This window comes from Diplocloster agilis (assembly GCF_019042275.1).
Classification (GTDB): Bacteria; Bacillota; Clostridia; order Lachnospirales; family Lachnospiraceae; genus Diplocloster; species Diplocloster agilis.
On record NZ_JAHQCW010000006.1, the window covers coordinates 49,722 to 74,336 of the forward strand.

Annotated in this window: 22 protein-coding genes and 1 pseudogene; 11 read left to right on the top strand and 12 right to left on the bottom strand. The window is 49.7% G+C overall.

Annotated elements, in window-relative coordinates; translation table 11 throughout:
* Positions 1-209: 209 nt before the first annotated feature.
* Entirely contained in the window at positions 210-707 is a 498-nt protein-coding gene (locus KTH89_RS05295; RefSeq protein ID WP_158342747.1) for a GNAT family N-acetyltransferase, read from the bottom strand.
* A 287-nt stretch (positions 708-994) separates the two neighbouring features.
* On the opposite strand from KTH89_RS05295, the gene KTH89_RS05300 reads away from it, so the two are divergent.
* The 3 genes from KTH89_RS05300 to KTH89_RS05310 all read left to right on the top strand — a co-directional run bounded on the left by KTH89_RS05300 (position 995) and on the right by KTH89_RS05310 (position 3,284).
* Positions 995-1,684, top strand: coding sequence for a response regulator transcription factor (locus KTH89_RS05300; RefSeq protein WP_238720943.1), 690 nt, complete (start codon positions 995-997; stop codon positions 1,682-1,684).
* Positions 1,681-2,841 carry a sensor histidine kinase gene (locus tag KTH89_RS05305; RefSeq protein WP_238720944.1) on the top strand — a complete coding sequence of 387 codons (1,161 nt, stop codon included), beginning with the start codon at positions 1,681-1,683 and terminating at the stop codon, positions 2,839-2,841. The genes KTH89_RS05300 and KTH89_RS05305 overlap by 4 nt, the downstream gene beginning before the upstream one ends.
* A 125-nt stretch (positions 2,842-2,966) precedes the next feature.
* Positions 2,967-3,284: a hypothetical protein gene (locus tag KTH89_RS05310; protein WP_238720945.1), complete on the top strand. Its 318-nt coding sequence runs from the start codon at positions 2,967-2,969 to the stop codon at positions 3,282-3,284.
* A gap of 117 nt (positions 3,285-3,401) precedes the next feature.
* On the opposite strand, the pseudogene pyk reads toward KTH89_RS05310, so the two are convergent.
* Positions 3,402-4,814, bottom strand: a pseudogene (gene pyk / locus KTH89_RS05315) (pyruvate kinase); the annotation flags it as partial.
* Between the two features lie 295 nt (positions 4,815-5,109).
* Between pyk and KTH89_RS05320 the strand changes: the two are divergent.
* Complete coding sequence (locus tag KTH89_RS05320) at positions 5,110-7,761, top strand: cation-translocating P-type ATPase (protein WP_408639957.1); 2,652 nt, start codon at positions 5,110-5,112, stop codon at positions 7,759-7,761.
* On the opposite strand, the gene KTH89_RS05325 is transcribed toward KTH89_RS05320, so the two are convergent.
* Both KTH89_RS05325 and KTH89_RS05330 read right to left on the bottom strand, forming a co-directional pair.
* Positions 7,709-8,422 (bottom strand): response regulator, encoded by a 714-nt coding sequence (locus KTH89_RS05325; protein ID WP_158342750.1) that lies wholly within the window; start codon positions 8,420-8,422, stop codon positions 7,709-7,711. The two genes, KTH89_RS05320 and KTH89_RS05325, sit on opposite strands and share 53 nt — an antisense overlap.
* The gene (locus tag KTH89_RS05330; protein ID WP_238720946.1) at positions 8,419-9,462 is read right to left on the bottom strand and encodes a sensor histidine kinase; all 1,044 of its coding nucleotides are present in this window, start codon (positions 9,460-9,462) and stop codon (positions 8,419-8,421) included. The genes KTH89_RS05325 and KTH89_RS05330 overlap by 4 nt, the downstream gene beginning before the upstream one ends.
* Positions 9,463-9,839: 377 nt before the next feature.
* Between KTH89_RS05330 and KTH89_RS05335 the strand changes: the two genes are divergently transcribed.
* Positions 9,840-10,649: a DUF368 domain-containing protein gene (locus tag KTH89_RS05335; protein WP_238720947.1), complete on the top strand. Its 810-nt coding sequence runs from the start codon at positions 9,840-9,842 to the stop codon at positions 10,647-10,649.
* Between the two features lie 92 nt (positions 10,650-10,741).
* Here the strand turns inward: KTH89_RS05335 and KTH89_RS05340 are convergent, their stop codons facing one another.
* Positions 10,742-11,785, bottom strand: coding sequence for a DUF3089 domain-containing protein (locus tag KTH89_RS05340; RefSeq protein ID WP_238720948.1), 1,044 nt, complete (start codon positions 11,783-11,785; stop codon positions 10,742-10,744).
* A 37-nt stretch (positions 11,786-11,822) separates the two neighbouring features.
* Complete coding sequence (locus KTH89_RS05345; RefSeq protein ID WP_238720949.1) at positions 11,823-13,274, bottom strand: alpha-amylase; 1,452 nt, start codon at positions 13,272-13,274, stop codon at positions 11,823-11,825.
* Between the two features lie 195 nt (positions 13,275-13,469).
* On the opposite strand from KTH89_RS05345, the gene KTH89_RS05350 reads away from it, so the two are divergent.
* Complete coding sequence (locus KTH89_RS05350) at positions 13,470-14,054, top strand: manganese efflux pump MntP (protein ID WP_158342755.1); 585 nt, start codon at positions 13,470-13,472, stop codon at positions 14,052-14,054.
* A 58-nt stretch (positions 14,055-14,112) separates the two neighbouring features.
* Positions 14,113-14,571 carry a YdeI/OmpD-associated family protein gene (locus KTH89_RS05355; RefSeq protein WP_238720950.1) on the top strand — a complete coding sequence of 153 codons (459 nt, stop codon included), beginning with the start codon at positions 14,113-14,115 and terminating at the stop codon, positions 14,569-14,571.
* A gap of 5 nt (positions 14,572-14,576) precedes the next feature.
* Here the strand turns inward: KTH89_RS05355 and KTH89_RS05360 are convergent, their stop codons facing one another.
* A complete protein-coding gene (locus KTH89_RS05360; RefSeq protein WP_158342757.1) occupies positions 14,577-14,912 on the bottom strand; it encodes an MmcQ/YjbR family DNA-binding protein in 336 nt (111 codons plus the stop codon).
* Between the two features lie 153 nt (positions 14,913-15,065).
* Between KTH89_RS05360 and KTH89_RS05365 the strand changes: the two genes are divergently transcribed.
* Together KTH89_RS05365 and KTH89_RS05370 are read left to right on the top strand one after the other, a co-directional pair.
* Positions 15,066-15,347, top strand: a complete 282-nt coding sequence (locus KTH89_RS05365; protein ID WP_238720951.1) for a GNAT family N-acetyltransferase — start codon at positions 15,066-15,068, stop codon at positions 15,345-15,347.
* Between the two features lie 160 nt (positions 15,348-15,507).
* Positions 15,508-16,302, top strand: a complete 795-nt coding sequence (locus KTH89_RS05370) for a helix-turn-helix domain-containing protein (protein ID WP_238720952.1) — start codon at positions 15,508-15,510, stop codon at positions 16,300-16,302.
* A gap of 230 nt (positions 16,303-16,532) precedes the next feature.
* Here KTH89_RS05370 and KTH89_RS05375 read toward each other — a convergent pair whose 3' ends face one another.
* The 3 genes from KTH89_RS05375 to KTH89_RS05385 all read right to left on the bottom strand — a co-directional run bounded on the left by KTH89_RS05375 (position 16,533) and on the right by KTH89_RS05385 (position 18,713).
* Positions 16,533-16,844 (bottom strand): YbjQ family protein, encoded by a 312-nt coding sequence (locus KTH89_RS05375; protein ID WP_158342760.1) that lies wholly within the window; start codon positions 16,842-16,844, stop codon positions 16,533-16,535.
* The gene (locus KTH89_RS05380; protein ID WP_238720953.1) at positions 16,825-17,046 is read right to left on the bottom strand and encodes a hypothetical protein; all 222 of its coding nucleotides are present in this window, start codon (positions 17,044-17,046) and stop codon (positions 16,825-16,827) included. Before KTH89_RS05380 ends, KTH89_RS05375 begins: the two co-directional genes overlap by 20 nt.
* A gap of 125 nt (positions 17,047-17,171) precedes the next feature.
* Entirely contained in the window at positions 17,172-18,713 is a 1,542-nt protein-coding gene (locus KTH89_RS05385) for a DUF6056 family protein (protein ID WP_238720954.1), read from the bottom strand.
* A gap of 572 nt (positions 18,714-19,285) precedes the next feature.
* On the opposite strand from KTH89_RS05385, the gene KTH89_RS05390 reads away from it, so the two are divergent.
* Entirely contained in the window at positions 19,286-19,657 is a 372-nt protein-coding gene (locus KTH89_RS05390) for a BlaI/MecI/CopY family transcriptional regulator (protein ID WP_158342763.1), read from the top strand.
* The gene (locus KTH89_RS05395; protein ID WP_238720955.1) at positions 19,654-21,171 is read left to right on the top strand and encodes a M56 family metallopeptidase; all 1,518 of its coding nucleotides are present in this window, start codon (positions 19,654-19,656) and stop codon (positions 21,169-21,171) included. The genes KTH89_RS05390 and KTH89_RS05395 overlap by 4 nt, the downstream gene beginning before the upstream one ends.
* Positions 21,172-21,315: 144 nt before the next feature.
* On the opposite strand, the gene KTH89_RS05400 is transcribed toward KTH89_RS05395, so the two are convergent.
* On the bottom strand, positions 21,316-23,862 hold the full coding sequence (locus KTH89_RS05400) for an ABC transporter permease (protein ID WP_238720956.1): 2,547 nt from the start codon (positions 23,860-23,862) through the stop codon (positions 21,316-21,318).
* Positions 23,855-24,538, bottom strand: a complete 684-nt coding sequence (locus KTH89_RS05405) for an ABC transporter ATP-binding protein (RefSeq protein WP_238720957.1) — start codon at positions 24,536-24,538, stop codon at positions 23,855-23,857. Before KTH89_RS05405 ends, KTH89_RS05400 begins: the two co-directional genes overlap by 8 nt.
* Positions 24,539-24,615 lie beyond the last annotated feature (77 nt).

The window sequence follows — 24,615 nt, forward strand, 5'->3', positions numbered from 1 at the left end:
TCTCACCTCTATTAATGCTTCTCACCCAATAACAAATAAATAAAGCCGGAGCCTGCAAATCACATACTCATGATTCGCAAGCTCCGGCTATACCGCCTGGTATTGGCTAAACGTCCTCACCCGGAGCGCAGCCAATCCCCTCTGCCCTCCGGGTACCCATCCAATTTTCTCTTTGTTTGTGCACGATCGGTCGTTAGGAGAAAATGCTTTCACCTTCCCAACTCGTCAAGCACATCCCCGGTCAACCGGTACACGGTCCACTCATCCATAGGCACCGCCCCCAAAGATTTATAAAATCCGATGCTGGGCGCATTCCAATTCAGACAGGACCACTCCATACGGCCGCATCCTTCTTCCACGGCGATGCGGGCCAGCTGCGTCAGCAGCGCTTTTCCCATTCCGCTGCCACGCATGGAAGGCTTTACAAACAAATCCTCCAGATAGATTCCCGCTCTGCCCAGGAAAGTAGAAAAATTATAGAAATAAAGCGCCATACCGACGATTTCTCCATCCGCCTCTCCTAACAGCACCTGCGCTTTTTCTTTATCAAATATCCATTCCTCCAGAAGTTTCGGAGTCGCCACCACATCGTCCGACATTTTTTCATACTCCGCCAGCTCTTTGATCAGCTCCAGAACTACCGGTATATCCGTACGCTCTGCTTTCCGAATCCGGAATCCTTCTATCTGTGTCTCATAATATTCCATGTTATCCTCCACTAATATATATTTACTGCATTTTCTTAATACAGCATATCTTATCCTTATCCATAATAAATAAGGGCGGACGTTTTGTCCACCCTTTTCTACTTTCCTTTCGTCGGAAAGTGCTCCATGAAAAGAATTCACCTTATAAATTCCCAAAAAATTATCGTTTATATTTCGTCAGTCACGAATGTATATCCAATAAAAACTAATATAAATCTAACATAAAAACAGGTATAATAGTTAAAATACGACCATTATACCTGTTTTCTTAACAGAGGAGGAATCTTGTGAAACTATTAATTGTAGAAGACGAAGTTTTGCTTTCAAAATCCATTGCAAAGGGACTACGCAAACTGGGCTATGCGGTGGACTGTGCCTTTGACGGAGAAGAAGCTCTTGAACTTTTAGAAATAAACACATATGACCTGATGGTATTAGACATTAACATTCCCAAAATAAACGGTTTAGATGTGCTCAAAAGAATTCGTGAAGCAGGCAGCCATCTGCATGTCATTATACTATCCGCCAAAAATACAGTTTTCGATAAGGTAAAGGGGTTAGATTGTGGTAGTAACGACTATTTAACCAAACCCTTTGATTTCCTTGAACTGGAAGCTCGAATCAGAAACTTGCTCCGCCAAAACACCGGCTTTCATGACTCTGTTTTACGGTGTGGCAAAATGTCTATAGATACTTCGGCAAAAAAGGCCTATTGGGATAGTGCTCTTTTAGACCTGACCAAAAAAGAATATTCTATCCTTCAATATCTCCTTCATCACCCAGATACTGTCATAAGTGCGGAAGATCTTATAGAACATGTCTGGGACAGTGATATTGATTTATTTTCAAACTCCTTCCGCTTTCATATACACTCCCTGCGCAAAAAGATCAAGGAGGCCGGAAGTACTGGTGAGTTCATTACTACCGTCAGAGGCCAGGGATATATGGTTTCATCCTGCGAGGAGGACAGCGTATGAAATCCATGTCGCTTCGAGGCAAGATCGTAATTATGGCAAGTATGACGGTAGCCGTAGCCGGTCTTTTTTTGACTGCAATCTCCATCTCATCCGCAAATAAGTATATGCGCTCCATGATTTCCTATGATGTAGGCTTCTCTGATCAGGGTACGGCTGCTCCCCCTCCTTCACAGGGCGGCATTCGGGAAGATAGTTTTTTAAGACAGTCTCCAGCCACCCCACCTATTAAAGACATTGAAGAAAACCGGATTTCCTACCAGGTCATCATGAATGCCTTTGCAAGAAACGCCCTTATGTCAATGCTGCTCACCATTCTTGTTTTGGCGGCCGTAATATACATCCTTACAGGAAAGATACTGAGACCGCTCAGTCACCTGACACAGTTCATGAGCAGCATGGACGATAAAAATATGCGTCAAAGGGTGGAACTCCCCAAGTCAGAGGACGAAGTATTTCGTTTGACAAAATCCTTTAACAACATGATGGACCGGCTGGAAGGCTCGTATACCGCCCAAAAAAACTTTACCGCCAATGCCGCCCACGAACTGAAGACACCTCTTTCTATTATGAAAACCTCCTTGCAGGTACTGGAACTGCAAGAAAACCCCAGTCACGAGGACTATATCGAGTGTACCGACGACGTAAAGCAAAGTATGAACCGGCTGATTCAAACGGTGGAAGGCCTGACTACCTTGACCAATTCATCCCTGAAAGATGAAACTGAAGCTATAGACGCTTTGTCGGTTGTAAATCAAATCAAAGCTCACCTGACTCCACTTGCGGAAGAAAAGGGAGTCCGCATAACCGTAACAGGGGACGTTTTTCAGCTGATTTATAATAAAGAATTGTTTTACAGAATTATTTTTAATCTGATCGAAAATGCCGTAAAATATAACCGCGAGGGGGGCTATGTGAACGTTACCGTATCAGGCCGGGAACGCTATTTAGTCATTCAAGATAACGGTATCGGTATGGACACGCAAGCGGTACAAAACATCTTCGAACCTTTTTACCGTTCCGATCTCTCCCGCTCCCAAAAAATTCCCGGCAGCGGTTTGGGCATGTCCATCGTAAAGACGGTTATGGACCGGTACGGCGGTACGCTTGAAATAGACAGCGTTTTGGGAAAGGGCACTAAAGTTAAATTTAAGATTTGACGTCCGCCTCTGAAAACTAACGTTTATCTAATAAAGACTATGCTATACTGATGCTGTTCCCCAGGAGAACCCATCCCGGCCAGAACACAAAATCACAAAAACAGGTATGAAAGGAAGATGCTATTATGAAAAAAATTATTTCCGCTATCGTTGCTGTCGGTATCATTACCACCCTTACCATCTCCGCGTTCGCTGCCGAGAGACACAACACACCCGACAGCAATGTGCCCGACGAAGCGAAACCTGCTCTTACGGAAATCAGCGAGGGCCTGGATCCTCTCGCTACAGCCGAAGACCACCTTGATAAGGAGGATGCTAATTATAGAGGCGTCCGCCTTGTCGAAGATGGTGGGGAATACCTTTCCGATATCGGAGAAGGCTTGAGCGCCACCGATACGGTCAAGGACCCCATCGGCAACCTGGTTCCCCCCGCCCGGCAGTAAGCCCGGCAAAAGGTAGAACGTACGCTGCGAAAGAATAGCATAAACGGGGCTGTGAAAAAACCTTTTTTCCTTAAAGTTTTTTCACAGCCCTTTTCTTCTCTGCCGAATGTCCTCTCAGACGGTCTGTACCTTTATCAAATTCGTAGTGCCCGACATCCCAAGCGGTACCCCAGCCGTAATAACGGTCAGATCCCCTTCCTTTAAGTATCCCTCCCTTCTGGTCGCTTCCACCGCATGGTGGAACAGTTCGTCCGTATTGCGCTCTTCCCGCATCATGATGGGAATCACACCCCAGGACAGGTTTAACTGCCGGCAGACATAGCCATAGGTGCTGCCTCCGATAATCGGGCAGGGCGGCCGGTACTTGGATATCATCCGCGCCGTCTTTCCGGATTTGGTGACGGTGATAATCACCGAGGCATTCAGATCCACCGCCGTCATACAGGTGGCATGGGAGATGGCGTTGGTGATATCCGGATTATTCACAGATTCTCTGTTTTTGAACAACGCCCGGTAATCGATACTTTCTTCCGCCTTGATGGCGATCTTTACCATCGTTTTAACAGTTTCGACCGGATACTGGCCCGCGGCCGTCTCTCCGGACAGCATGATCGCGCTGGTACCGTCATAGATCGCATTTGCCACGTCTGTCGCCTCCGCCCGGGTCGGACGGGGATTCTTGATCATGGAATCCAGCATCTGGGTAGCGGTGATCACCTGTTTTCCCGCATTGTATACCTTCCGTATGATCATCTTCTGGACAATGGGGACATCTTCTAACGGAATCTCCACTCCCATATCTCCCCTGGCAACCATAATGCCGTCGGACACCTCGATGATCTCATCTATGTTTTTCACACCCTGTAAATTTTCAATTTTTGATATAATATTGATGCTGTCGCAATGATGTTCCTCCAGAATTTTACGGATCTGCAGAACATCATCCGCCGTCCGGACAAAAGAAGCGGCTATAAAGTCAAAACCTTTTTCAATACCAAATACGATATCCTCATAATCTTTATCGCTGATATATGGCATACTTAAGTTAGCTCCGGGCACATTGACGCCCTTGCGGTCCGATATGGTCCCGCCGTTAATCACTTCACACAGGATATCCGTGTCATCAAAGCTTAACACCTTCATCTCAATAAGCCCGTCATCGATTAGAATTCTCGTTCCCACCTCGATATCTTTCACCAGTTCCTTATAGGTAATAGAAACTCTGTGCTCATCCCCTTCGACTTCGTTGACCGTCAGCGTAAACTGCTGGCCCTTTTTCAGGATTACCGGACCGTTGGGAAAGGTTCCGATCCTTATCTCAGGCCCCTTGGTATCCAGTAAAGCGGCTATGGGAAGATTCAGCTCCTCCCTCAGTTTACGGATCCGCGTCAAGTTGTGCTCGTGCTGCTCATGATCTCCGTGTGAAAAATTAAATCTGGCAACATCCATACCTTCCAGCATCAGCTGTCTCAAAATCTGATCATCCTCCGTGGCCGGACCCAGGGTACAAACTATTTTAGTTTTTCTCATATTTACCTCCAGTTACGCATTTACAGCGCCATAGCTTCATTTCATACCAATTGTAACATGAAATCCCTCATTTCGTCGTTAAAAATTTGTAAAGAAAAATAGAAAGTGGTTGACCCGGCGCACATTGTTCGATATAATGCGGCTAAGTTAAAAGGGAGTAGTTACAAATGTCCTGTCAACAATCCCGGCCCTGTAAGGCCTGGCAGGCCATACCGTATCCGGTAACAAGACTTTTAACGTATCCGATCAAGGATTGGGTACGTTGAAGGTCTTTTTTATTTAAAGGAGGAGTTTTATTATGAAATTTTTCAATCAGACACAACAGGAAGTATTCGAATCCCTTCATACGGGGTCCGATGGTCTGAGCAGCCGGCAGGCCTTAAAAAGGCTGGAGGAATATGGACCCAATACCCTGACAGAATCCAAAAAAACCAGTATCTTTTTCATATTCCTGAAGCAGTTTCAGGATCTTCTGGTCCTCATCCTCATCTGTGCGGCGGTGATCTCCATGATCTCCGGCAATCTGGAAAGCACCCTGGTTATCTTTGCCGTCATCATTCTGAACGCTATTCTCGGTACGGTACAGCATAGGAAAGCGGAAAAGTCCCTGGACAGTCTGAAAGCCTTATCCGCCCCGACGGCCAAAGTGCAGAGAGACGGCGCAAAAGTCGAGATCCCGGCCAGCCAGATCGTGCCCGGCGATATCCTGATGCTGGATGCCGGCGACCTGATCAGCGCGGACGCCAGGATCATAGACAGCCATTCCCTGCAGGTCAACGAAAGCTCCCTGACCGGTGAATCCGTACCGGTGGAAAAGCTGGATGTGGTGCTTCCTTCACAGGAAGTAGCTCTGGGCGATCAAAAAAACATGATCTTCTCCGGTTCCCTGGTCTCTTATGGCAGAGGGGCCGCTGTGGTTACCGCTACCGGTATGGACACGGAGCTTGGCAAAATCGCCTCCCTGATGAATCAGACCAAAGAAAAGAAAACCCCGCTCCAGATAAGCCTGGATCAGTTCGGCAGCCGTCTTGCCTTCGCCATTTTGGTCCTGTGCGGAATCATCTTCCTCCTGAGTCTGTACCGGGATATGCCTATACTGGACTCCCTGATGTTCGCGGTCGCTCTGGCCGTGGCCGCCATTCCGGAAGCCTTAAGCTCCATTGTCACGATTGTACAGGCTATGGGAACCCAGAAGATGGTCCGTGAACACGCGATCATCAAGGATCTCAAAGCCGTGGAAAGCTTAGGCTGCGTCTCCATCGTCTGTTCCGACAAAACCGGGACTCTGACACAGAACAAAATGACGGTGCAGTCCTGCTACCTGGGCGGGCAGGTTTTGGATTTCCACAACCTGAATCCCGCTTCCCCGGTTCACAAATATTTCTTATATACAGCTCTGTTGGCCAACGACAGCGCCATCGCCGGTGAGAAGCAGATCGGCGACCCTACCGAAATCGCGCTTCTTCATATGGGCATAATGCTTCGGACGGACCCGGCAAAATTACAGAAGTCTTATCCAAGGATCGGTGAGCTGCCTTTTGACTCCGACCGGAAGCTTATGAGTACCGCCCATGTCATTGACGGCCAGCCTGTGCTGCTGACCAAAGGCGCCCCCGATATCCTGTTGGAAAAAACCATCCGCATCATGACGGAGGATGGCCCAAGGCCTTTGACAGCCATCGACAAAGCGGAAATTCTATATCAGAACCAGAGCTTTTCCGAACAGGGACTCCGGGTTCTGGCCCTGGCTCTTCGTTATCTTCCGGATAACGCCGTACTCACCCCGGACCAGGAGACGGACTTCATCTTTCTGGGGCTGGTCTCCATGATCGACCCTCCCAGGCCGGAATCCATAGATGCGGTGGCACAGGCCAAGGAAGCCGGTATCCGCACCATCATGATCACCGGAGACCATAAAATTACCGCCACCGCGATTGCAAAACAGCTGGGTATCTACACGGCCGGAGATCTGGCGTTGACCGGAACGGAGCTGGACCGCTTGACGGAAAAAGAGCTGGATGAAAAGTTACCCCGTATCAGCGTGTACGCCCGGGTATCGCCGGAGCACAAAATCCGGATCGTGGATTCCTGGCAGCGCCGGGGCCATATCACAGCCATGACCGGAGACGGCGTCAATGACGCGCCGGCCTTAAAAAAGGCAGACATCGGAGTCGCCATGGGAATCACCGGCACGGAGGTCTCCAAAGACGCCGCTTCCATGATATTGACCGACGACTGCTTCGCCACCATCATCAAGGCGGTGGCCAACGGCCGCAACGTGTACCAGAATATAAAAAATGCCATCCAGTTCCTGTTATCCGGGAACACGGCCGGCATCTTATGCGTACTGTTCACTTTCCTGCTGGCTCTTCCGGTACCGTTCGCACCGGTCCATCTGCTGTTCATCAACCTGCTGACCGACAGTCTGCCGGCGCTGGCCATAGGGATGGAGCCTGCAGAGCGGGGGCTCTTAAAACAAAAGCCCCGCGATCCAAAGCAGGGCATTTTAACCGGAGATTTTCTTACCGCCGTACTCTGGCAGGGCATGCTGCTCAGCGTCTTTACGATGGCTGCCTATTTTATCGGTATGAACCGGGGCGGCGCCGCTATGGCCAGCACAATGGCATTTGCCACGCTGACTCTGGCCCGGCTGTTCCACGGTTTTAACTGCCGGAACCAAAGATCCGTCTTTGATATCGGCCTTGGCTCCAACAAATACAGCATCGCCGCATTCGGCGCAGGCTTTCTGCTGTTAAATGCCGTTCTGATGATACCGGGCCTGCAGGGATTGTTCTCCGTAAGTAAGCCTGACATCACCGAACTGTGCCTGATCTATGTGCTGGCCTTCCTTCCGACTCTGCTGATCCAGCTCATAAAAGTAATCCGGCAGGCAGTCAGGACTCCCCGTCCTCTTCTATCATACGATATCCAACACCGACCTCGGTAAAGATATATTGGGGGTCTCCAGGGTTCTTCTCGATCTTGCGGCGTATATTCGCCATATTTACCCGGAGGATCTGATTATTACTCCCCGCATAAGGCCCCCAGATTTTCGATATGATGGAATCATAGGTCAGAACGCGGCCGGCGTTTTGCGCCAGCAGGGACACCAGCTTGAACTCGATCTGGGTCAGGTGCACATCCTGTCCCCCCACGCTGACCACCCGCTTATCAAAATCGATACAAAAATCTTTTGCCTTAAACTTCTGGTTCGGGCCGCTCAAACCGCCTCCTGCCCTGCTGCTGTGGCGCATGGCCGTTCGGATCCTGGCCAGCAGCTCCGATGTCCCGAAGGGCTTCGTGATATAGTCATCCGCTCCCAGATCCAGCGCCCGCACCTTCTCTTTTTCCTGGGTTCTGGCTGAGATAACGATAATCGGTACCGCGGACCATTGCCGCACCTGCCGGATGATTTCCATTCCATCCATATCCGGCAGCCCCAGATCCAGCAGCACGATCTCCGGACAATAGGAAGGAATCATGGACAAAGCCTCCTCCCCTGAGGCACACTTCAGTACCTTATATTCGTTTGCCAGCAGCGTAGTGGAGATAAAATTACAGATATTCTGTTCATCCTCTACGATCAGGGCCGATATTTTCCTGTTCATACAGTAGTTCCTCCTTCCAGCGGAAGGGTAAAAATGAATTCCACACCCTCCGAATGATTGACCGCTTTTAACCCGCCTCCATGGGCATGTATGATCGTTTGACAGATGGACAGGCCGATTCCCATACCTTTTGTCTTATCCACGGAATTCCCCTGCGGATTCGAAAGTCCGTCAAACAGTGTTTCCATTTGGGTGCTGCTTAAGCCGACGCCATAATCCCTCACATGAAACACCGCGGCGCTCCCGTTTTTTTCCACAGACAGCCCCACCGGCTTCTTAGATCCGGAATATTTCACCGCGTTTTCCAGCAGATTAATGATGACCTGCTCGATCAGGGTGGCATCCATCGGAACCATCAGAAACTCAACCGGGACGGTTACGTCGATCTGGGCCTGCGGATACCGCTTTTTCAACCGCGCCACGGCCTCCGACACCACCTCCTCCACCGGTTCCGATACCTTCGTCACTTTTACCTGGTCATCATGGATCCGGGTTACGGACAGCAGGTTCTCCACCATATGCAGCAGCCAGTTGGCATCCTCATGGATCTGCCCCAGCATTTCGTTCTGCTCCTCCTCATCCAGCATGTTCCGGTTCTCAAGCAGCGTTGCGCTGGAACCGATGATACTGGTCAGGGGCGTGCGCAGGTCATGGGAAACCGCGCGCAGCAGATTCGCCCTGGTCTTTTCCTTCTCCGTCTCAATCACCAGATCCTGGTGTTTACGGATATTGGTCATCATGGTGCTGGTAAGCAGCGCCACCGACAGCATAACAATAAACGCGATCGGATACCCCTGAAGGAAAAAATTCAGGGCCATAAAAGGATAGGTAAAAAAGAAATTAATACAGCCGATACTGCTGACGGCCGCTGCGATCCCCCAAAAATATCCTTTGGTGAACCTGGCTGTCAGCATAATACCCAGCAGATAAATAATTGCCACATTATACGGGCTGTCTGTCAGCCGCATGACCGCATAGTTCAGCAATGTGGCTGCCGCCAGAATCGATAATGTTTTCAGGCCGTCTTTCCAGAACTCCACCGGGAGGCCCCCTTTCGTTCATTCATCTTCATAGCATTATACTATAGTTGGAGGCCGGTTACCAAGGTTTCCACGCTAAAATGTTGTTAAGAATCTCAAGACGGGGCGGAGACGTTCTCTTTCTTTTGTCCTGCCGTTTGAAAAGTCCGGTCTGAATGAAGGATGTATATCATAAGGTTAAATAGACCATGATAAGTTTTTGTATAAGATTTTCAAGGATTATTCGCCAGACAACTCTATGGTAATGATGTAAATATAAATTTTTTATAAAGAAACAGGATATCCCCTTGTATTTTAGTGTGGTAGCATGGTAAAATAATAAAGCTTTCAAAGTACACGGCTTTAACCGGGCGGTATCCTAAATGAAGGAGTATTTTATGAAAAAACCTCATTTAGTTATATTTGGAAAAGGTATCGTTGTGGGAGGTTCTCTTCTGGTTCCCGGTGTAAGCGGCGGATCTATGGCTATGATTCTTGGGATCTATGACGCCCTGATCCGAAGTGTAAGTTCCTTTTTGAAAGATATCCGCCAAAATCTGATATTTCTTATTACTTTTACTGCCGGCGCTCTACTGGGTATGCTGCTTTTTGCGAAACCTCTTCTCTTCCTGGTAGACACATTCCACCTGCCGTCCATGTATTTTTTTATGGGGGCTGTAGCCGGCAGTATTCCGATGATATTTCGTAAAGCCGCTGTGAAAAAGTTTTCACCCGGCGTCATTTTATATCCTCTGATCGGTATCCTGCTGGTCTATCTGATGAACCTTCTGCCGGCCGGTATGTTTGGCAGCCGGGTAGGAAGCGGCTTTACTCATTTTTTCATGCTGGGGCTGGCCGGGATTATCACCGCCGTCGCTCTGGTTCTGCCGGGTATCAGTGTCTCTTATATGCTGCTGATGCTGGGCATGTATGAGGACACCATGTACGCGATCACCACCCTGCATCTGCCCTATCTGCTTCCGCTGGGAATCGGAGGGGTTGTTGGCATCCTTTTGACCACCAGGCTTTTGGAATATGTGCTGGATCATTACACAAAGGCCTCTTATCTGGTTATTCTCGGGTTTGTGCTCGGCGCTGTGATTCTGGTCTTCCCGGGACTTCCTTCCGGTTTTGGATGGGTGCTCTGTCCGCTCCTCTTTTTGTTCGGATTCTTCCTGATCCGGAAATTATCTGCTCTTGAAAACTGATCTTTTCCTTACGAAAAAAGTGGCAGCCGATACGGTTTCCCCGCTTTCGGCGCCACTGTCTGATTGTAAAAGCATATCCGCCGCGGCCCCGGCTATTTATCAGCCTCCGCGTTTTGGAAATAATGTTCTACCCGGTTCCGGGCATTCTCCCTTATGTCATAATAATAAAACTGGTAATCATACGCGTGATAAACACCTAGCGGGAACAGATCCGAGCTTCCGCTTTTAAAATCCTGCGGCCGGACCGTGGAACACATTACCGTTCCCCGCTCCTGATTCACGGTTGCGTCCGCAAATTGGAAGATATCTGTGTAGTCCTCCCCGTCCCGGATCCTGGAGCCTTTGCTCAGATAAGCGCCGGCCGGGGTTTCCGATCTGGTCCAGGTAATCGGATTAATCGTCAGAGCCCCTTTTAGTACCGTTTTATTTTCTACCGTCAGATCCGGCGCCTCTGTGTTAAAGGAGATAATGACGCCCGTATCATCCGGTCCCTCCGCATATTTCAAATGGTGATTTCTCTGCATATCCTCCCCGGTAACGGAAAAGCCCAGCAAATATGCAGCCACCATCCGCTCCTGCACATCGGGATGTTCCTTCATATATACCATCAGCAATTCTTTTAATACCATGCTTCCCTGGGAATGGCCTGCCAGTATAAAAGGCCTTCCATGATTATAATGTTTGATATAATAGTCAAAAGAATCCTCAATGTCCGCATACGGGGTCACACCGATATAGGCCCGCTCCACCAGCGGCGATTTGCTAAGGATAAAGCCTGCGTCTAACTGCCGGTAAAAGGGTGCGAAAATATTACCCACCGGCTGAAAGGCTGTGGCCTGTGTCTCAAAGTTACCCGCCGCGGTACGGCGCATTTTTTCATTGTCAATGGTACTCACAACCGAGGTGCTTCCCTCCGGCATTCCCCAGGCGGTTGGATACACATAAAAGATATCCACCTGCTTATCCTGGTACAGCGGCAGGGAGAGCCAATTATTCTTATCGGAATAATCGGTCCGCACCATCAGATCCCCGTTGGACGCCAGGCTCTTGGTGGCGGTCTCTTTTTTGGTAAACTGGCTGTCGCGGCCGCTCTGCCCGCACCCGGCGCTTCCTCCCAGATATACTACCGCCAGCAATACTCCGACCGCCTTGTAAATTCTATTTCTGCTCCATCTACTCTTCCCCGCTCGCATACCATACCGAAACCGACCGGTCCGCCGTAAAGAAAACCCCGGTTCCATCCTCCTGAATCATTACTTTATCCTCACATTTTCCCAGAAAATCCCGAAAAACCTTCCCTTTGAAGCCGGCGCCCACATACATGCGCTTGCTGCCCCCCGCTCCGTTGGACAGCAGAACCGCGATTCCGGAACCTTCATGCTCCCGGTCCCCTTCCCTGGTCCATCCGATCACACGGGGATCATCGATATAATCATGCTGTCTGCCATAGGCGAACTCAGACCGGGCTTTAAGCAGAAGCGTAAGGCCCTCTGCGGCGGCTATGCCGTCATGAGGTATCCCATAATAATCGCCGTAGAACACACAGGGATATCCCGCCTCCCTTAAAAGGATCAGCGCGTATGCCATGGGCTTAAACCAGGCCTGGACAAAGGACTGTAACGCCTGCCCGGGCTGGGTGTCATGATTATCTACAAAGGTTACGGCACGGCACGGGTTTTCCCCTGCCAGCGTCCCGGGGAACAGACCTCTCAGATCATACTGCTCTCCCTGGATACTTGCCTGATACAGATGAAAATGCAGCGGAACATCGAAAAGGGACATATTCCCGTCCACCCTGTCCAGATACTGCTCCAGACGCGCCACCTCCGGGCTCCAGTACTCTCCCGCCGCAAACAGCTCTTTTCCGGTATATTCCCGCAGCATGGGAAGCCAGTGCTGATAGAAGTCCGCGTTGATGTGCTTCACCGCATCCAGCCGTAAGCCGTCCACGCCGGTGGTGTCCAGGTACCATTTTCCCCACCGGTACAATTCCTTAAGAACCTCCGGATTATCAAAATCCACGTCCGCCCCCATCAGGTAGTCATAGTTTCCGTTTTCCGCGTCCACCTCGCCCTCCCAATGCTTACCGGCGAATTGGAAAATTCTGTTTCTGCGGGACTGTTCATCCCAGTCTATGCCGTCAAAATGGTTATGATTCCAGATGAAATCCGAATATTTTCCGGCCCGGCCCGGATATTGGAACAAGGTCCAGGCCCGGATCGTCTCCTCTTGTGAGGTGACTTCATTTCTGTTTTTATCATTTACTTCCCAAACTTTGACGTCTTCCGTCCCGTCCGCGCCGATATGATGATTCAGCACGATATCCGCGTATACCTGTATGCCCTGCGCCTGCAGGCTTTTAATGGCTTCCAGATATTCCTGCCTGGTACCGTATTTCGTGGGGATACCGCCCTTTTGATCAAACTCTCCCAGATCATACAGGTCGTATACCGCGTAACCCACATCCGCCGTCCCGGCCGCCCCTTTGTACGCCGGCGGCAGCCATACGGCTGTGATCCCCGCTTTGCCAAGTTCGGCGGCTTCCGCCTGGATCCGTCGGTAATGCGACCCATCGGCGGGCAGATACCACTCGAATAACTGTAACATCGTTCCGTTTTGGCTCATTTTTTCCTCCATGCGCAGATTCTTCTGTTCATCTGTCGCAATTTGTAAAATTATAACATATTACGGAAGGTTCGGCAAAAGGTTTTATGTGAAATGTAATCTTATTGCAATACCGGTAAACTATGTGATATAGTTGTTTTGCTTGTGTATTGCACTGCCTATACACAGGGTATTGTAAGCGTTGGAGGAACTGTCATGAATTTTGCCGAACTCTTTATACTGGCCGTAGGGCTTTCCATGGATGCGTTCGCAGTTGCTGTCTGCAAAGGCTTGTCCATGAAAAAGATCACGTTTCGAAAAGCCGCGCTGGTCGGTTTCTATTTTGGTTTTTTCCAGGCGGCTATGCCGGCTATCGGTTATCTTCTGGGTGTCAACTTTCAAAAACAGATCTCCAGTATCGATCACTGGATCGCCTTCCTCCTGTTAGGAGCCATCGGTGTCAATATGATACTGGAAGCGCGCAAGGGAGACGGCTGCGACGAGTGCGGCTGCGATACCGCGGATGCGGACTTAAGTTTTAGAACCATGCTGATTCTGGCTCTGGCCACCAGTATCGATGCGCTGGCGGTGGGCATCACCTTCGCTTTTCTTAAGGTCCGCATTGTACCCGCCATCTCCTTTATCGGCGTCATTACTTTTCTATTGTCTATGCTGGGCGTCAGGATTGGTAATGTGTTTGGCTCCCGCTATAAGGCAAAAGCGGAATTCATGGGCGGAATAATCCTGATCTGCCTCGGGGCTAAAATATTATTGGAGCATTTGGGTATCCTTACATTATAAAACAGCCGCAAGTGCTCATAGCTATAGCTATAAAAAATAGTAAGGTTCGGAGGTAGACATGAAACTTGAATTTGATGCGGTAATCAAACAGCACGAAGGAATCAATGGCGGCTATATCGAACCTCCCTTTGACGTATATGAAGTCTTCGGCGCGAAGCGCGTAAAGGTCAAAGCCACTTTTGACGGTATCAAATACCGAGGCTCTCTGGTACGGATGGGCGGCTGCTATATGATCGGTATCACCCGGGAAATCCGGGAAAAGAGCGGAAAAGATTTTGGGGACATGATCCATGTCACCCTGGAAAAAGATGACGAAGAAAGAATCCTGGAATTGCCGGAAGCCTTTCAAAAAGCGCTTTTAAAAGATGCTAAGGCGGCCGCTTTTTTTGAATCTCTCTCCTATTCTTCCAGACGGGATTATATCCGCTGGATAATGGATGCGAAAAGGGAAGATACCAAGATCCGCAGGATCAGCCAGGCCGTAGAACGTTTAAAAGAGGGGAAAAAGCTGAAATAAATCAGCTATCTCCCCCCGGTTACCAGGTCATAGCTTTCTGAAATCATACGCTTCTCTTCCGAATCCGGTATACTGCCATTTAGGATCATAGAATTCCAATATTTCTTATTCATATGATAAGCAGGTACCACCCCTGCAAAGGCGTTCCGCCAGAATTCGATCCAGTCAGGCGCGCATTTTACATTGATCCAGACAGTTCCCTGCCTCTCATAGATAAACGCAAAACTTTTCCGGTTCTTCTTATAACGCATCACAGTCCAGTTCTGATCATGGAAGGGATAGTCTTCATAGACTTCCGGAAATGTTTTACAGAAGGCAATCGCCTCTTCTCTCGTTTTCATTCGTTATCCTCTTTGTCCTCTTTGGAAAGTTTTCCTTTCCGGGCTTTCTTATATTGTCTGTTCCTTGAAACTGTTGTAAACTGAATGCATGTTCCACACGGGGCATTCAAACGAAATCGCTGTGTCAGGCGCGATGCTAAGGAGGTATTACAAATGGATTTTATCCGTGAAACAAACCGCATTTACCAAAAAGATGAATCCGGAAAACTTCTGGCGGAAATCACCTTCCCGGAAGTTATGGATCACATCGTCAATATCAATCATACGTTTGTAGATGAAAGTCTCGGGGGCAGGGGGATCGCCGGACAGCTGGTACATGCAGCGGCCGAACAGATCCGCGCATCGAATTTGAAATGTGTCTGCACCTGCTCTTATGCCTCCCGCTGGTTCGGGAAACATCCGGAGTTCCAGGACATTCTCTGCAAAGACCACTGAGGAGCCTTAAAGCATTTCAAACGATAAACCTAGCTGTTAAGCGGATTGCAACCACTGGTTGTCAAAATATTTACCCGGGATGGTAGCCGCTTACAGTCCTTTCTGTTACCATACCCATGACGTGATGATAGTAAAATACATGCACACATGGAGGAGAAAAATGACTTTTTCAGAAAAGCTATATCAGCTGCGCAAAGCCCGCGGCCTGTCTCAGGAAAACCTGGCCGGCCATTTGGGCGTATCCCGGCAGGCAGTCCAAAAATGGGAAACCGGGGCCTCAACCCCGGATGTGGGCAATCTGGTCGCCATAAGCGAATACTTCCAGGTGTCTTTGGACAGCCTGCTAAAGGATACCGGGGAAGCCTTCGTTTCCCCGGATAACGGGGACGCAGAAACTCAGGCTTTTGATATCCCCTACCGGCTTTACCGGCCCCATTATGAATATAAGAGTAAGCGGACCCTTTTCGGCCTTCCTCTGGTTCATATCAATCTGGGAAGAGGATTCTACCGCGCCAAGGGGATTATCGCCATAGGAAATATTGCTGTAGGCTTAATTTCCCTGGGAATCATAAGCGCCGGTTTCCTGTCCGTCGGCTGCATCAGCGCCGGAATTCTTGTGCTGGCGGCCCTGGGGATCGGAGCCTTCGTCTTTGCCGCCGTCGCCGTAGGTATTCTGGCGGTGGGCGGAGTCGCCGCGGGCCTCTTCGCCGTCGGCGGTTTTTCCGTCGGTATCTATTCCCTCGGAGGCTGCGCCATAGCCTCCCGCGTAGCGATCGGCGGCTATGCCAACGCGCATATCGCCGTCGGCGATCAGGTATCGGGCTTCATAGAAATAGCGGGGCAGCGGCAAATGCATATGCTTACCGGCTCCCAGTTCCGGGAAATCATTCTCGGCGAATTTCCCGGGACCCCCTCTGTCATTATAAAGATTTTGACCCTGCCCTTCCGGCATTAGGGCACATTTCCTACTTCTGACCCGTTTCGGAAAAATTTACAAAAGGGCCGATGCAGAAAGCCAGCGGACACATTGACCGCCGCTCCTTCTACATCGGCCCTTCCTATTTCTCTCATTCCCAGGATCCGCTTACATCCTTAATCTGCCTATATACAACCGAATTTCCCATTCAAATGAATGCACATGAAAGCTCTTATAATACAGATCCGGCCGGACAAGCACATGTAAAACTATACAAATTTTACAGCCGTCCCGTAAGCGATTACTTCAGCCGCTCCCTGCATGATCGCGGAAGATGCATAACGTACATTCACTACCGCATCCGCGCCCATTTTCTCAGCTTCCTCTACCATTCTCTTGGTGGCAAGCGCCCTGGCCTCGTTCATCATTTCATTATAGGCTTTCAGTTCGCCGCCCACAATTGTTTTAAAGCCCTGGGTAATATCCCGTCCAATATTCTTTGACTGAATGGTACTGCCCTTCACCAAACTCAGCATGGATAAGTTTTTACCGGAAATGTAATCAGTATTTACTAAGATCATCCTCTTCTCCACTCCTTATCTCTTGAATTCTTTCAACCAGAACAAAGATCATCACAGCCGCCAATGCCACCAGTATTAAGACCCCGACTATTTTCGCGAACAAAGGCAGATAAAAATTCGTCCATAATACCAAAAGCCCGGTCAAATAAAGGATAAACAGTACGGCAATAATGATTGGAGCAATCAGTTTCTTTGTATGCATTTTTACATATCCCCGCCTTTTTCTGGCATTTACTAACAACAGAAATATTATACCACGCCGCCCTGCTTATATCCACTGGAAATTTACTGTGAAGGATCACAAACGGCCCTTTGTGAAAATCCCCATCACAGATGGTATATGAATTGGAAGCTTTCAAAATATTGTACCACAGCCGGTATCCACAGCACGATCATATAGGTTGCGGCGAAAGACAGGGACTTTTTCAAATATAGCCCCGCGATCATCACCCAGTAATAGATGGACTGAGGGACTCCTGAAACAGGAAGCGTACCGACGGCCATAAGCGCCAGCGATTCATATTTCCCCTCCGCGGTACTCAGTATCTCGTCAAACATCACATAACTGCAGAACATCAAAGCCACATGCATCCAGAAATAAGTCCGCTCGCCGGACACCCAGATCGTCGGTGAGAATCCCATTACCGCGCGGGTAGCGTACCCCATGATCACCGCGAACATCAGGCACCAGGTAAGCGTGGATTTTCCGAAAATCCAGTACAGGGACAGCAGAACCGTAACAGCCGCTATCAAGATCAGCGCAAACATCAAGATCTCCCTGCCTACCATCACCGTGCCGATGGCCGCCGGATCACCGTAAAGGGTGCCTCCGTCGGGAATACGGTCGATCACCCAGAATACCCGGGACGCATAGGGCGCCAGGGGACCGAAAACGATGGCGATCCCCAACGGAATCAGCCCGACAATCCTCTTCCACAGCTGCTTCTGCTTGCGGATGACCAGCACCGCCAGCAGTATGGCAAACATGAAAAACAGCCAGTTCCCGATCAGAAGCTTCATTCCGGTGGCATAGATCCCCATACGGATCTTATTGAAAAATGAAATCGTACTGTATCCCACATAATAATTTGCCTCTTCCGAAATCGCCCGCTGCGCATTTCCGGGACAGGTGGCAAAATTGATAAAGTTCGCCATGGTGATCAGCCATTCTATACCGATATAGAGCTTGGGCCGCTTTTTTACCCACTGATAGATAAAGCAGAAGGTAAAGAGCACCAGGCCGATCCCGCACATCTGCTCCTGATTCGTGGCGTACACAAGCCCCAGCGCAGCCAGGATATATTGCCACATGCGCACCTTCTCGCCGGTCAGCAGCCGCTTGGTCAGCAGAATTGAATACATTCCAAGCGCAGGAGGCCACAGATAGGTCACCGTTACCGTAATAAAGCCTGTCCCGCCCAGATTGATGAATTCATACAGGAAGAAAAAGCCCACCAGCACCCACATGCAGGCGGTCCTGTGTTTCGCAGGGAAAATTCGGGCAATCGAATAGATCAATAGCAGGATCGCCGGGACATCCAGGATCACCCAGATAAACTGAGGAGCCATATTGAAGAAATCCATAGAGAAATCCAAAAAGATTCTGGACGACCAGTTAAAGTACCAGTCCTTCACCATAAACCAAAGAAAAGAGGGTGAAAAGAAATCCACGTTCTTATAGGCATCATAAGTCGATATATCATCTGCGATCTTGGGCACTACCAGATGGATGGCAAAATAGGCCACACCCAGGATCAACAAAGGAAGATATTCGCTTCTGGCAAGTTTTTTTACTTTTTCGTTCATCTTTACCTCCAGTTGTACATTCACTGCGCTTTTTTCTACGCGGTTTCGTAATATCTTACTCATATTACCTCCTTTGCAGAAAATATGCAAGGCGAAAACTTACATTGTTCTTTACATTGTTTGGAAAGGAATGGGGCTATGGGGACGGAGCGGGAAGATGCGGGGAGCGGTGCCGGGCGCGGGGGACATTCGTATGGGGCGTCAAATCGCATCGGCCGGACCTAAGAACAGGTAACTCCGGTGGAGGGAGAACCTCTTATTGGCAGGGTCCGGGACAAACTCGCCAAAGGACGGCTCGGACAGTGTCCCGGGCCCTGCGAGGTTCTCCCTCCATCTGCGTAACCTGTTCTAAGGTCCGGTCTCAAGCGATTTGACGCCCCATACGAATGTCCCCCGCGCCCGGCACCGCTCCCCGCATCTTCCCGCTCCTGTTTGGTGATAGCTGGGTTCCATGGGAGAAAGTTTTTTACTACTGTGGTAGTATTGACTTTGTTTTACGACGGTGGTAGTATGGATGTATGAGGCACTACTGTGGTAGTATGGGTTGGGCTCTGAGGGTTATGGGATGGTTGGGGATTATTAATTGACAGATGTATTTGGAATTTAGTTAGGGTTCGTTGTTTGGAGGTACCGGTATGGGAATAAAATTGTTTGACTCGGAATTGAAAGTGATGGATGTTATTTGGAAGGAGGGGGATGTTACGGCTAAGTTTATAGCGGATGTGCTTAAGGAGCAGGTTGGATGGAATGTGAATACGACTTATACGCTTATCAAGCGTTGCGTGAAGAAGGGTGCTATCGAGCGCAGGGAACCTCATTTTGTCTGCCATGCCCTGATTCCAAAAGAACAGGTGCAGGAACAGGAGACGGATGAGCTGATTAATAAGGTTTTTGACGGCTCTGTCGATAAGCTGTTCGCTTGTTTGCTTGACCGGAAAAATCTGTCTGCCGATCAGATTGAAAGGCTGAGGCGGATGGTCGGGGATTCAGGAGGTGATCGGGAATGAGTCTTGTGCAGATGAGCGTGTCTGCGGGAGTCATGATCGCCTTGATTTCCGTGGTACGGCTGTTGCTGCTTCACCGGCTTCCAAAGAAGACTTTTCTTGTCTTGTGGTGGATCGTGCTGGTGCGGCTGCTGATTCCGTTTTCTTTTCCTTCACCGGTTAGTATTTTTTCGGTGATCGGTGAGCGGGGGGCGAACGGGTATGTGGCGAATGCGGCGGATGGTAACCTACCCGTGCTGAATTCCGATGTGGTTGTTGAGCATGACGGGGTATCGGGGATTGGATCAGAAGAGGAGTCTGTTTCGGTTGGCAGGGTTTTGCGTTTGGTATGGCTTGCGGGGGGATTGCTGTGCGCAGTGTTTTTCTTTGTCTGTTATTTTAGATGCCGGCGGTTGTTTGCGGAAGCGCTGCCTGCGGAGAGTGAGGTAGTATCGGATTGGCTGGCGCAACATGAGCTGAAAAGACCGCTGACGGTACGGCAGAGCAGCCGGCTGAAGGCTCCCCTTAGCTATGGCGTTCTCAGGCCCGTGATTCTTATTCCGAAGCAAAAAAACTGGGATGTTCGGGATTTGGATTGTGTTCTGTGGCATGAATTCATACATGTGAGACGGTTTGACGGACTGACTAAGTTTTTCCTGGCTGCCGCTCTGTGCGTGCACTGGTTTAACCCGTTTGTCTGGGTTATGTATGGGCTCGCCAACCGGGATCTGGAATTGTCCTGCGATGAAGCTGTGGTGCGTGCGTTGGGACAGGCGGTGCGCTCCACTTATGCTATGGCGCTGATCAGCATGGAGGAGCGAAAAGGAGGGCTTGCTCCTTTTGCCAGTGGTTTTAGCAGGTTTGCGATTGAGGAGAGGATTCAGGCGGTTATGAAGTATAAAAAGACGACATTTGGGGCCGTGCTGGCGTCTGTAGCAATCATTGCCGGTCTCTCGTTCGGGTTTGCAGCTTCCGGCAGCGTTTCCGGCAGTACAGGAACCGTTCCGGTCCCGGACCGTGCGTTTATTGAGACTCCGGACGTGGAAACGTTAGAGCAGGCATTGGTATTTGACCGTGTGGAGCTTCGCTATTATGAGGGCGGCTGGCCGTATCTGCATCGTATTCTCACGAATCGAACGGATCAGACCGTGGTCGATACCCAATACTGTATGCTGGCTTACGATGAAGCCGGGAATCCCCTGAAACTGAAGTGGTTACTGCTGGACTCCGGCGCGGAGTTTACTTATGACTGGATCGTGGAGGATGATACGACGCTTATGCCCGGTCAGACGTCCGATCCCGACGGCGGATGGTCGCTGTACGACGGGGAAAAGATGGAAGGATGGCCTAAGGTCGGGGACGGCGGACCTAATCAGACAGCCTATGCCCTGTTTTGCATAAAACAAGTTACTTTCCAGGATGGAACCGTATGGGAAAACCCGGGCTATCGGGAGTGGCTCGAAACTTATCGGGGAAATGCGGTGGATATTTCAGCTTTGCAGAGTTATTATCCTTATGTGCACCCGGTCATCCGTTAGGGTTCTTCCTCGGGTTTGGGTATGCCCGCTGCTCAGGGCCGGGATGCTCTGGGCTGCCGGCTCATAAAGGGGACATGTCCAAAACGCTGTTTGGCGTTTTGGACATGTCCCCTTTTGTTCCTTTTGGTCATACTGTTGTTGAATTTATTCACCCTCTCTTAACCGCTCGACTACGCTTTCTTTTACCATTCCCCGCATGGCCGCTGCAGGTACCAGGACTCCCAAAAGAAACAGCAGAGGAATGCAGATCAAAAGCGGCCAGATTATAAAGTGATAGCTGAAAAACCAGATCGAGCCTCCTACCCGGCCGATCACGAAGACGGAAGTCAGGATTCCCAGGAGCAGCGCGGTCATCCCGGTACCTGCGGCATAGTAAAGTCCCTCGAAGGCCAACAGCTTCTTCATCTGCTTTCCGGTCATGCCGATGCTGGTAAGTATGGCGAATTCCCGCTTCCTGGACAGGATGCTGGTGAGTATGGAATTCATAAAATTCAGATTACCGATCAGGCCAATGAGAAAGCTCAAAGCGCCCCCGACCATAAGCAGCATATACTGCATCTCCTGGAATTCACCCACATAGGACTGTTTTGTCTCGTAGGACATCTCCTGTTCCGTATTCCTGGTATAAGCAGCCAGAAACTCCGTCATGCTTTGTATCTTATCCGGTTTTACATCAAAGGTATAACTCATCACCTCATCAGATCCTGTAAACTCCTGATACACGCCGGATGGAAGAATAAACGTATATTCGTCAAAGTTCCGGGTAGTCTCGCCATAAGTGTGGATGGCATTCACTGCCAGCACTTCAAATTCCCTTATCTTCCCCCGGTTGTTCAGGATAATCCGGTCCCCTGTGTGAAAATGCTGGTTTTCAGGCACAGGTTTCCCCCGGTCATCCGTTGTAACGCCTGCGATCACATATCTGCCTGTGGCCAGCTTTTCTTCATCCGGCTCCCCTTCTATTACATCCAGTTTTCCGATGTTAAAGGAATCCATACCATATATGGATGCATAATATTCTCCGTCTTCTACCTGCAGATCCTCCATGGGCATTCCGATATAACTTAAATCTCCCGCTTTAACCCCGGGATCTTTTACTGTGACCAGAATCCCCCGGTCATAATAGATACGCCCGCCATCCAGGAATTCCTCTCTGCTCTCCACCGCCCGTATTGCCTGGTCACTGACCGTATCCTGGTCACCGCCCCGGTATTCAAAATTAAAATACTGCGCATGCGCGATCAGACCGTCCGTTTTCATAAAATGGGACAGATATTTATCCATGTCGAATCCCCGGGACAGGGTTACAACGGAGTTCAATAACACCAGGCTCAGCGCCAGGGAAATCACCGTCAGAATCGTCCTGCTCCTGCTTCTTCCCAAATTGGATAAGGCCATACGCCATAATTTTCCGCCGTCCGTTCTCTCTTTTTCTTTGATTTTACGTTTATTTTCTATCCCGGTATATCCGGCGGCCTCCACAGGACTGGCCCCGGCCGCTATCTTACCTGGCTTCCTCGTGCTGACCCAGACGGTCAGCAGGCTGAATAACACCGCTCCTGCAAAAATCGCGGGATTTGGTTTTATACTGGCATCCATCGACAGCATACTGGAAGTGATCAGCGGCAGCGCAGCAGCGCCGGCCCCATAGCCCACGACCAGTCCCACCGGGATTCCGATCAGGCACAAGCGCAGCGCCTGTATCGTAATAATCTTCTTAATTTGTCTCCTGGTCGTCCCGATCGTCTTTAGTAACCCATAGAACCGTACATCCCGCAATACAGATATTTGGAAAATATTATAAATAATCAGGTAGCCGGTCAGCAGAATCAAGAGACACCCTAACAGGATTGCTGTGACCGAACCGAAGCTGGTAAATTCCCCCATCCCGTAAGCCCAGTTCACGTTACACTCAATATCTGTGGGCAGCGATTCCCTTTGTTCCTCCTCAAATCTTGTCGTATAGCCGCTCTCTGTAATGACCCGCCTTAATTTTTCTTCCATGCGGAACGTATTCCCGAACATCAGATAGGAATTAACAGCTCCCGCCATCCCCTGTTCCGTTTTTCCCTCGTATGCCAGCATCTGCGCATGGGAATCCAAAAATGCCTTTGATACGATCACAAATCCCACATTGAATACCGGATCACTTTCCCAGTAACCGGAAAGCGTAAACTCCTCGGTATGCTGCTTTCCCTTTGCCGTATAGGTCAGGGGGACCGCTGTCCCGATCTCTTTTGGCACGTTCAATAGTTCCAGGGTCCGGGTATCCGTAATAATCTCATTTTCTTTCTCCGGCGTCCTTCCCACGGACGGCTCACAAAAACCCAGCTTTCTTCCGGTATCATCCATGTAGTACATTTCCACGCGGCGCTTCAGAAATTCCGGATTATCGACACTGTCCGCGATGATCCGGTTATAGCTGATCTCGCGGATCAGCGGATGGTTCCTGATATCCTGATACTCCTGATCGGTAATGTATTTTAATACCGCGTGGCCGTCTCCGCCGGACTGGCGCACCGTATTGCGCTGAATCGAATAGGCAGCTCCGCTTCCGATCGTGAACAGGCTGGTAAATAAAATCGTAGTCAGTGCGATCGCGGTCACCGCAATCCGGTTTCGGGCGCCCGCGGCATGATAACTGCGCATCGCCAGCCTGCGGATGGTTTTTTTGTTCTGCACCTTACGCATCTGTCTCACCGCCTCCTGTTATCCTGCCATCCTCGATTCGGATGATCCGGCCTGCCATCTGCGCCAATTCTTCATTATGGGTAATCATCACGATGGTCTGGCCAAACTTCCGGCCGGTTGTCTTAAGCAGGCCCATGACGTCCAGGCTCGTGCGGGAGTCCAGATTGCCCGTCGGTTCATCGGCCAAAATGATCGCCGGTTTGGCCGCCAGCGCTCTGGCGATGGCCACACGCTGCTGCTGGCCGCCGGACAGTTGATTCGGCATGCTGTTTTTCTTTTCCTGCAGACCCAGCGTTTCGATAATCTGCCTCACATAGCCGGTATCGGTACGATTTCCGTCCAATTCCATAGGCAGTACAATATTTTCCAGTACGTTCAATACCGGCACCAGATTGTAGCTCTGGAACACAAAACCAATCTTTCTTCTCCGAAAGATCGTAAGTTCATCCTCTTTCATGGAATATAATTCTTTTCCATCCACAGTTACGCCGCCGGACGTGGGCAGATCCAGACCGCCCAGCATATGAAGCAGCGTTGATTTCCCGCTGCCGCTGGTACCCACTATGGAGACGAATTCTCCCTGTTCCACCGTCAGATTCACATCGTCCAAAGCTTTTACCTGATTCGTTTCTTCTCCGTAATACTTCCGCAAATGGGTTGTTTTCAAAATACTCATCCTAAATCCTCCATGCTTATTCCTATGGAATAAAAAAATAGCCTATTTCTTTACAAATAGACTATAACAAAGAAATC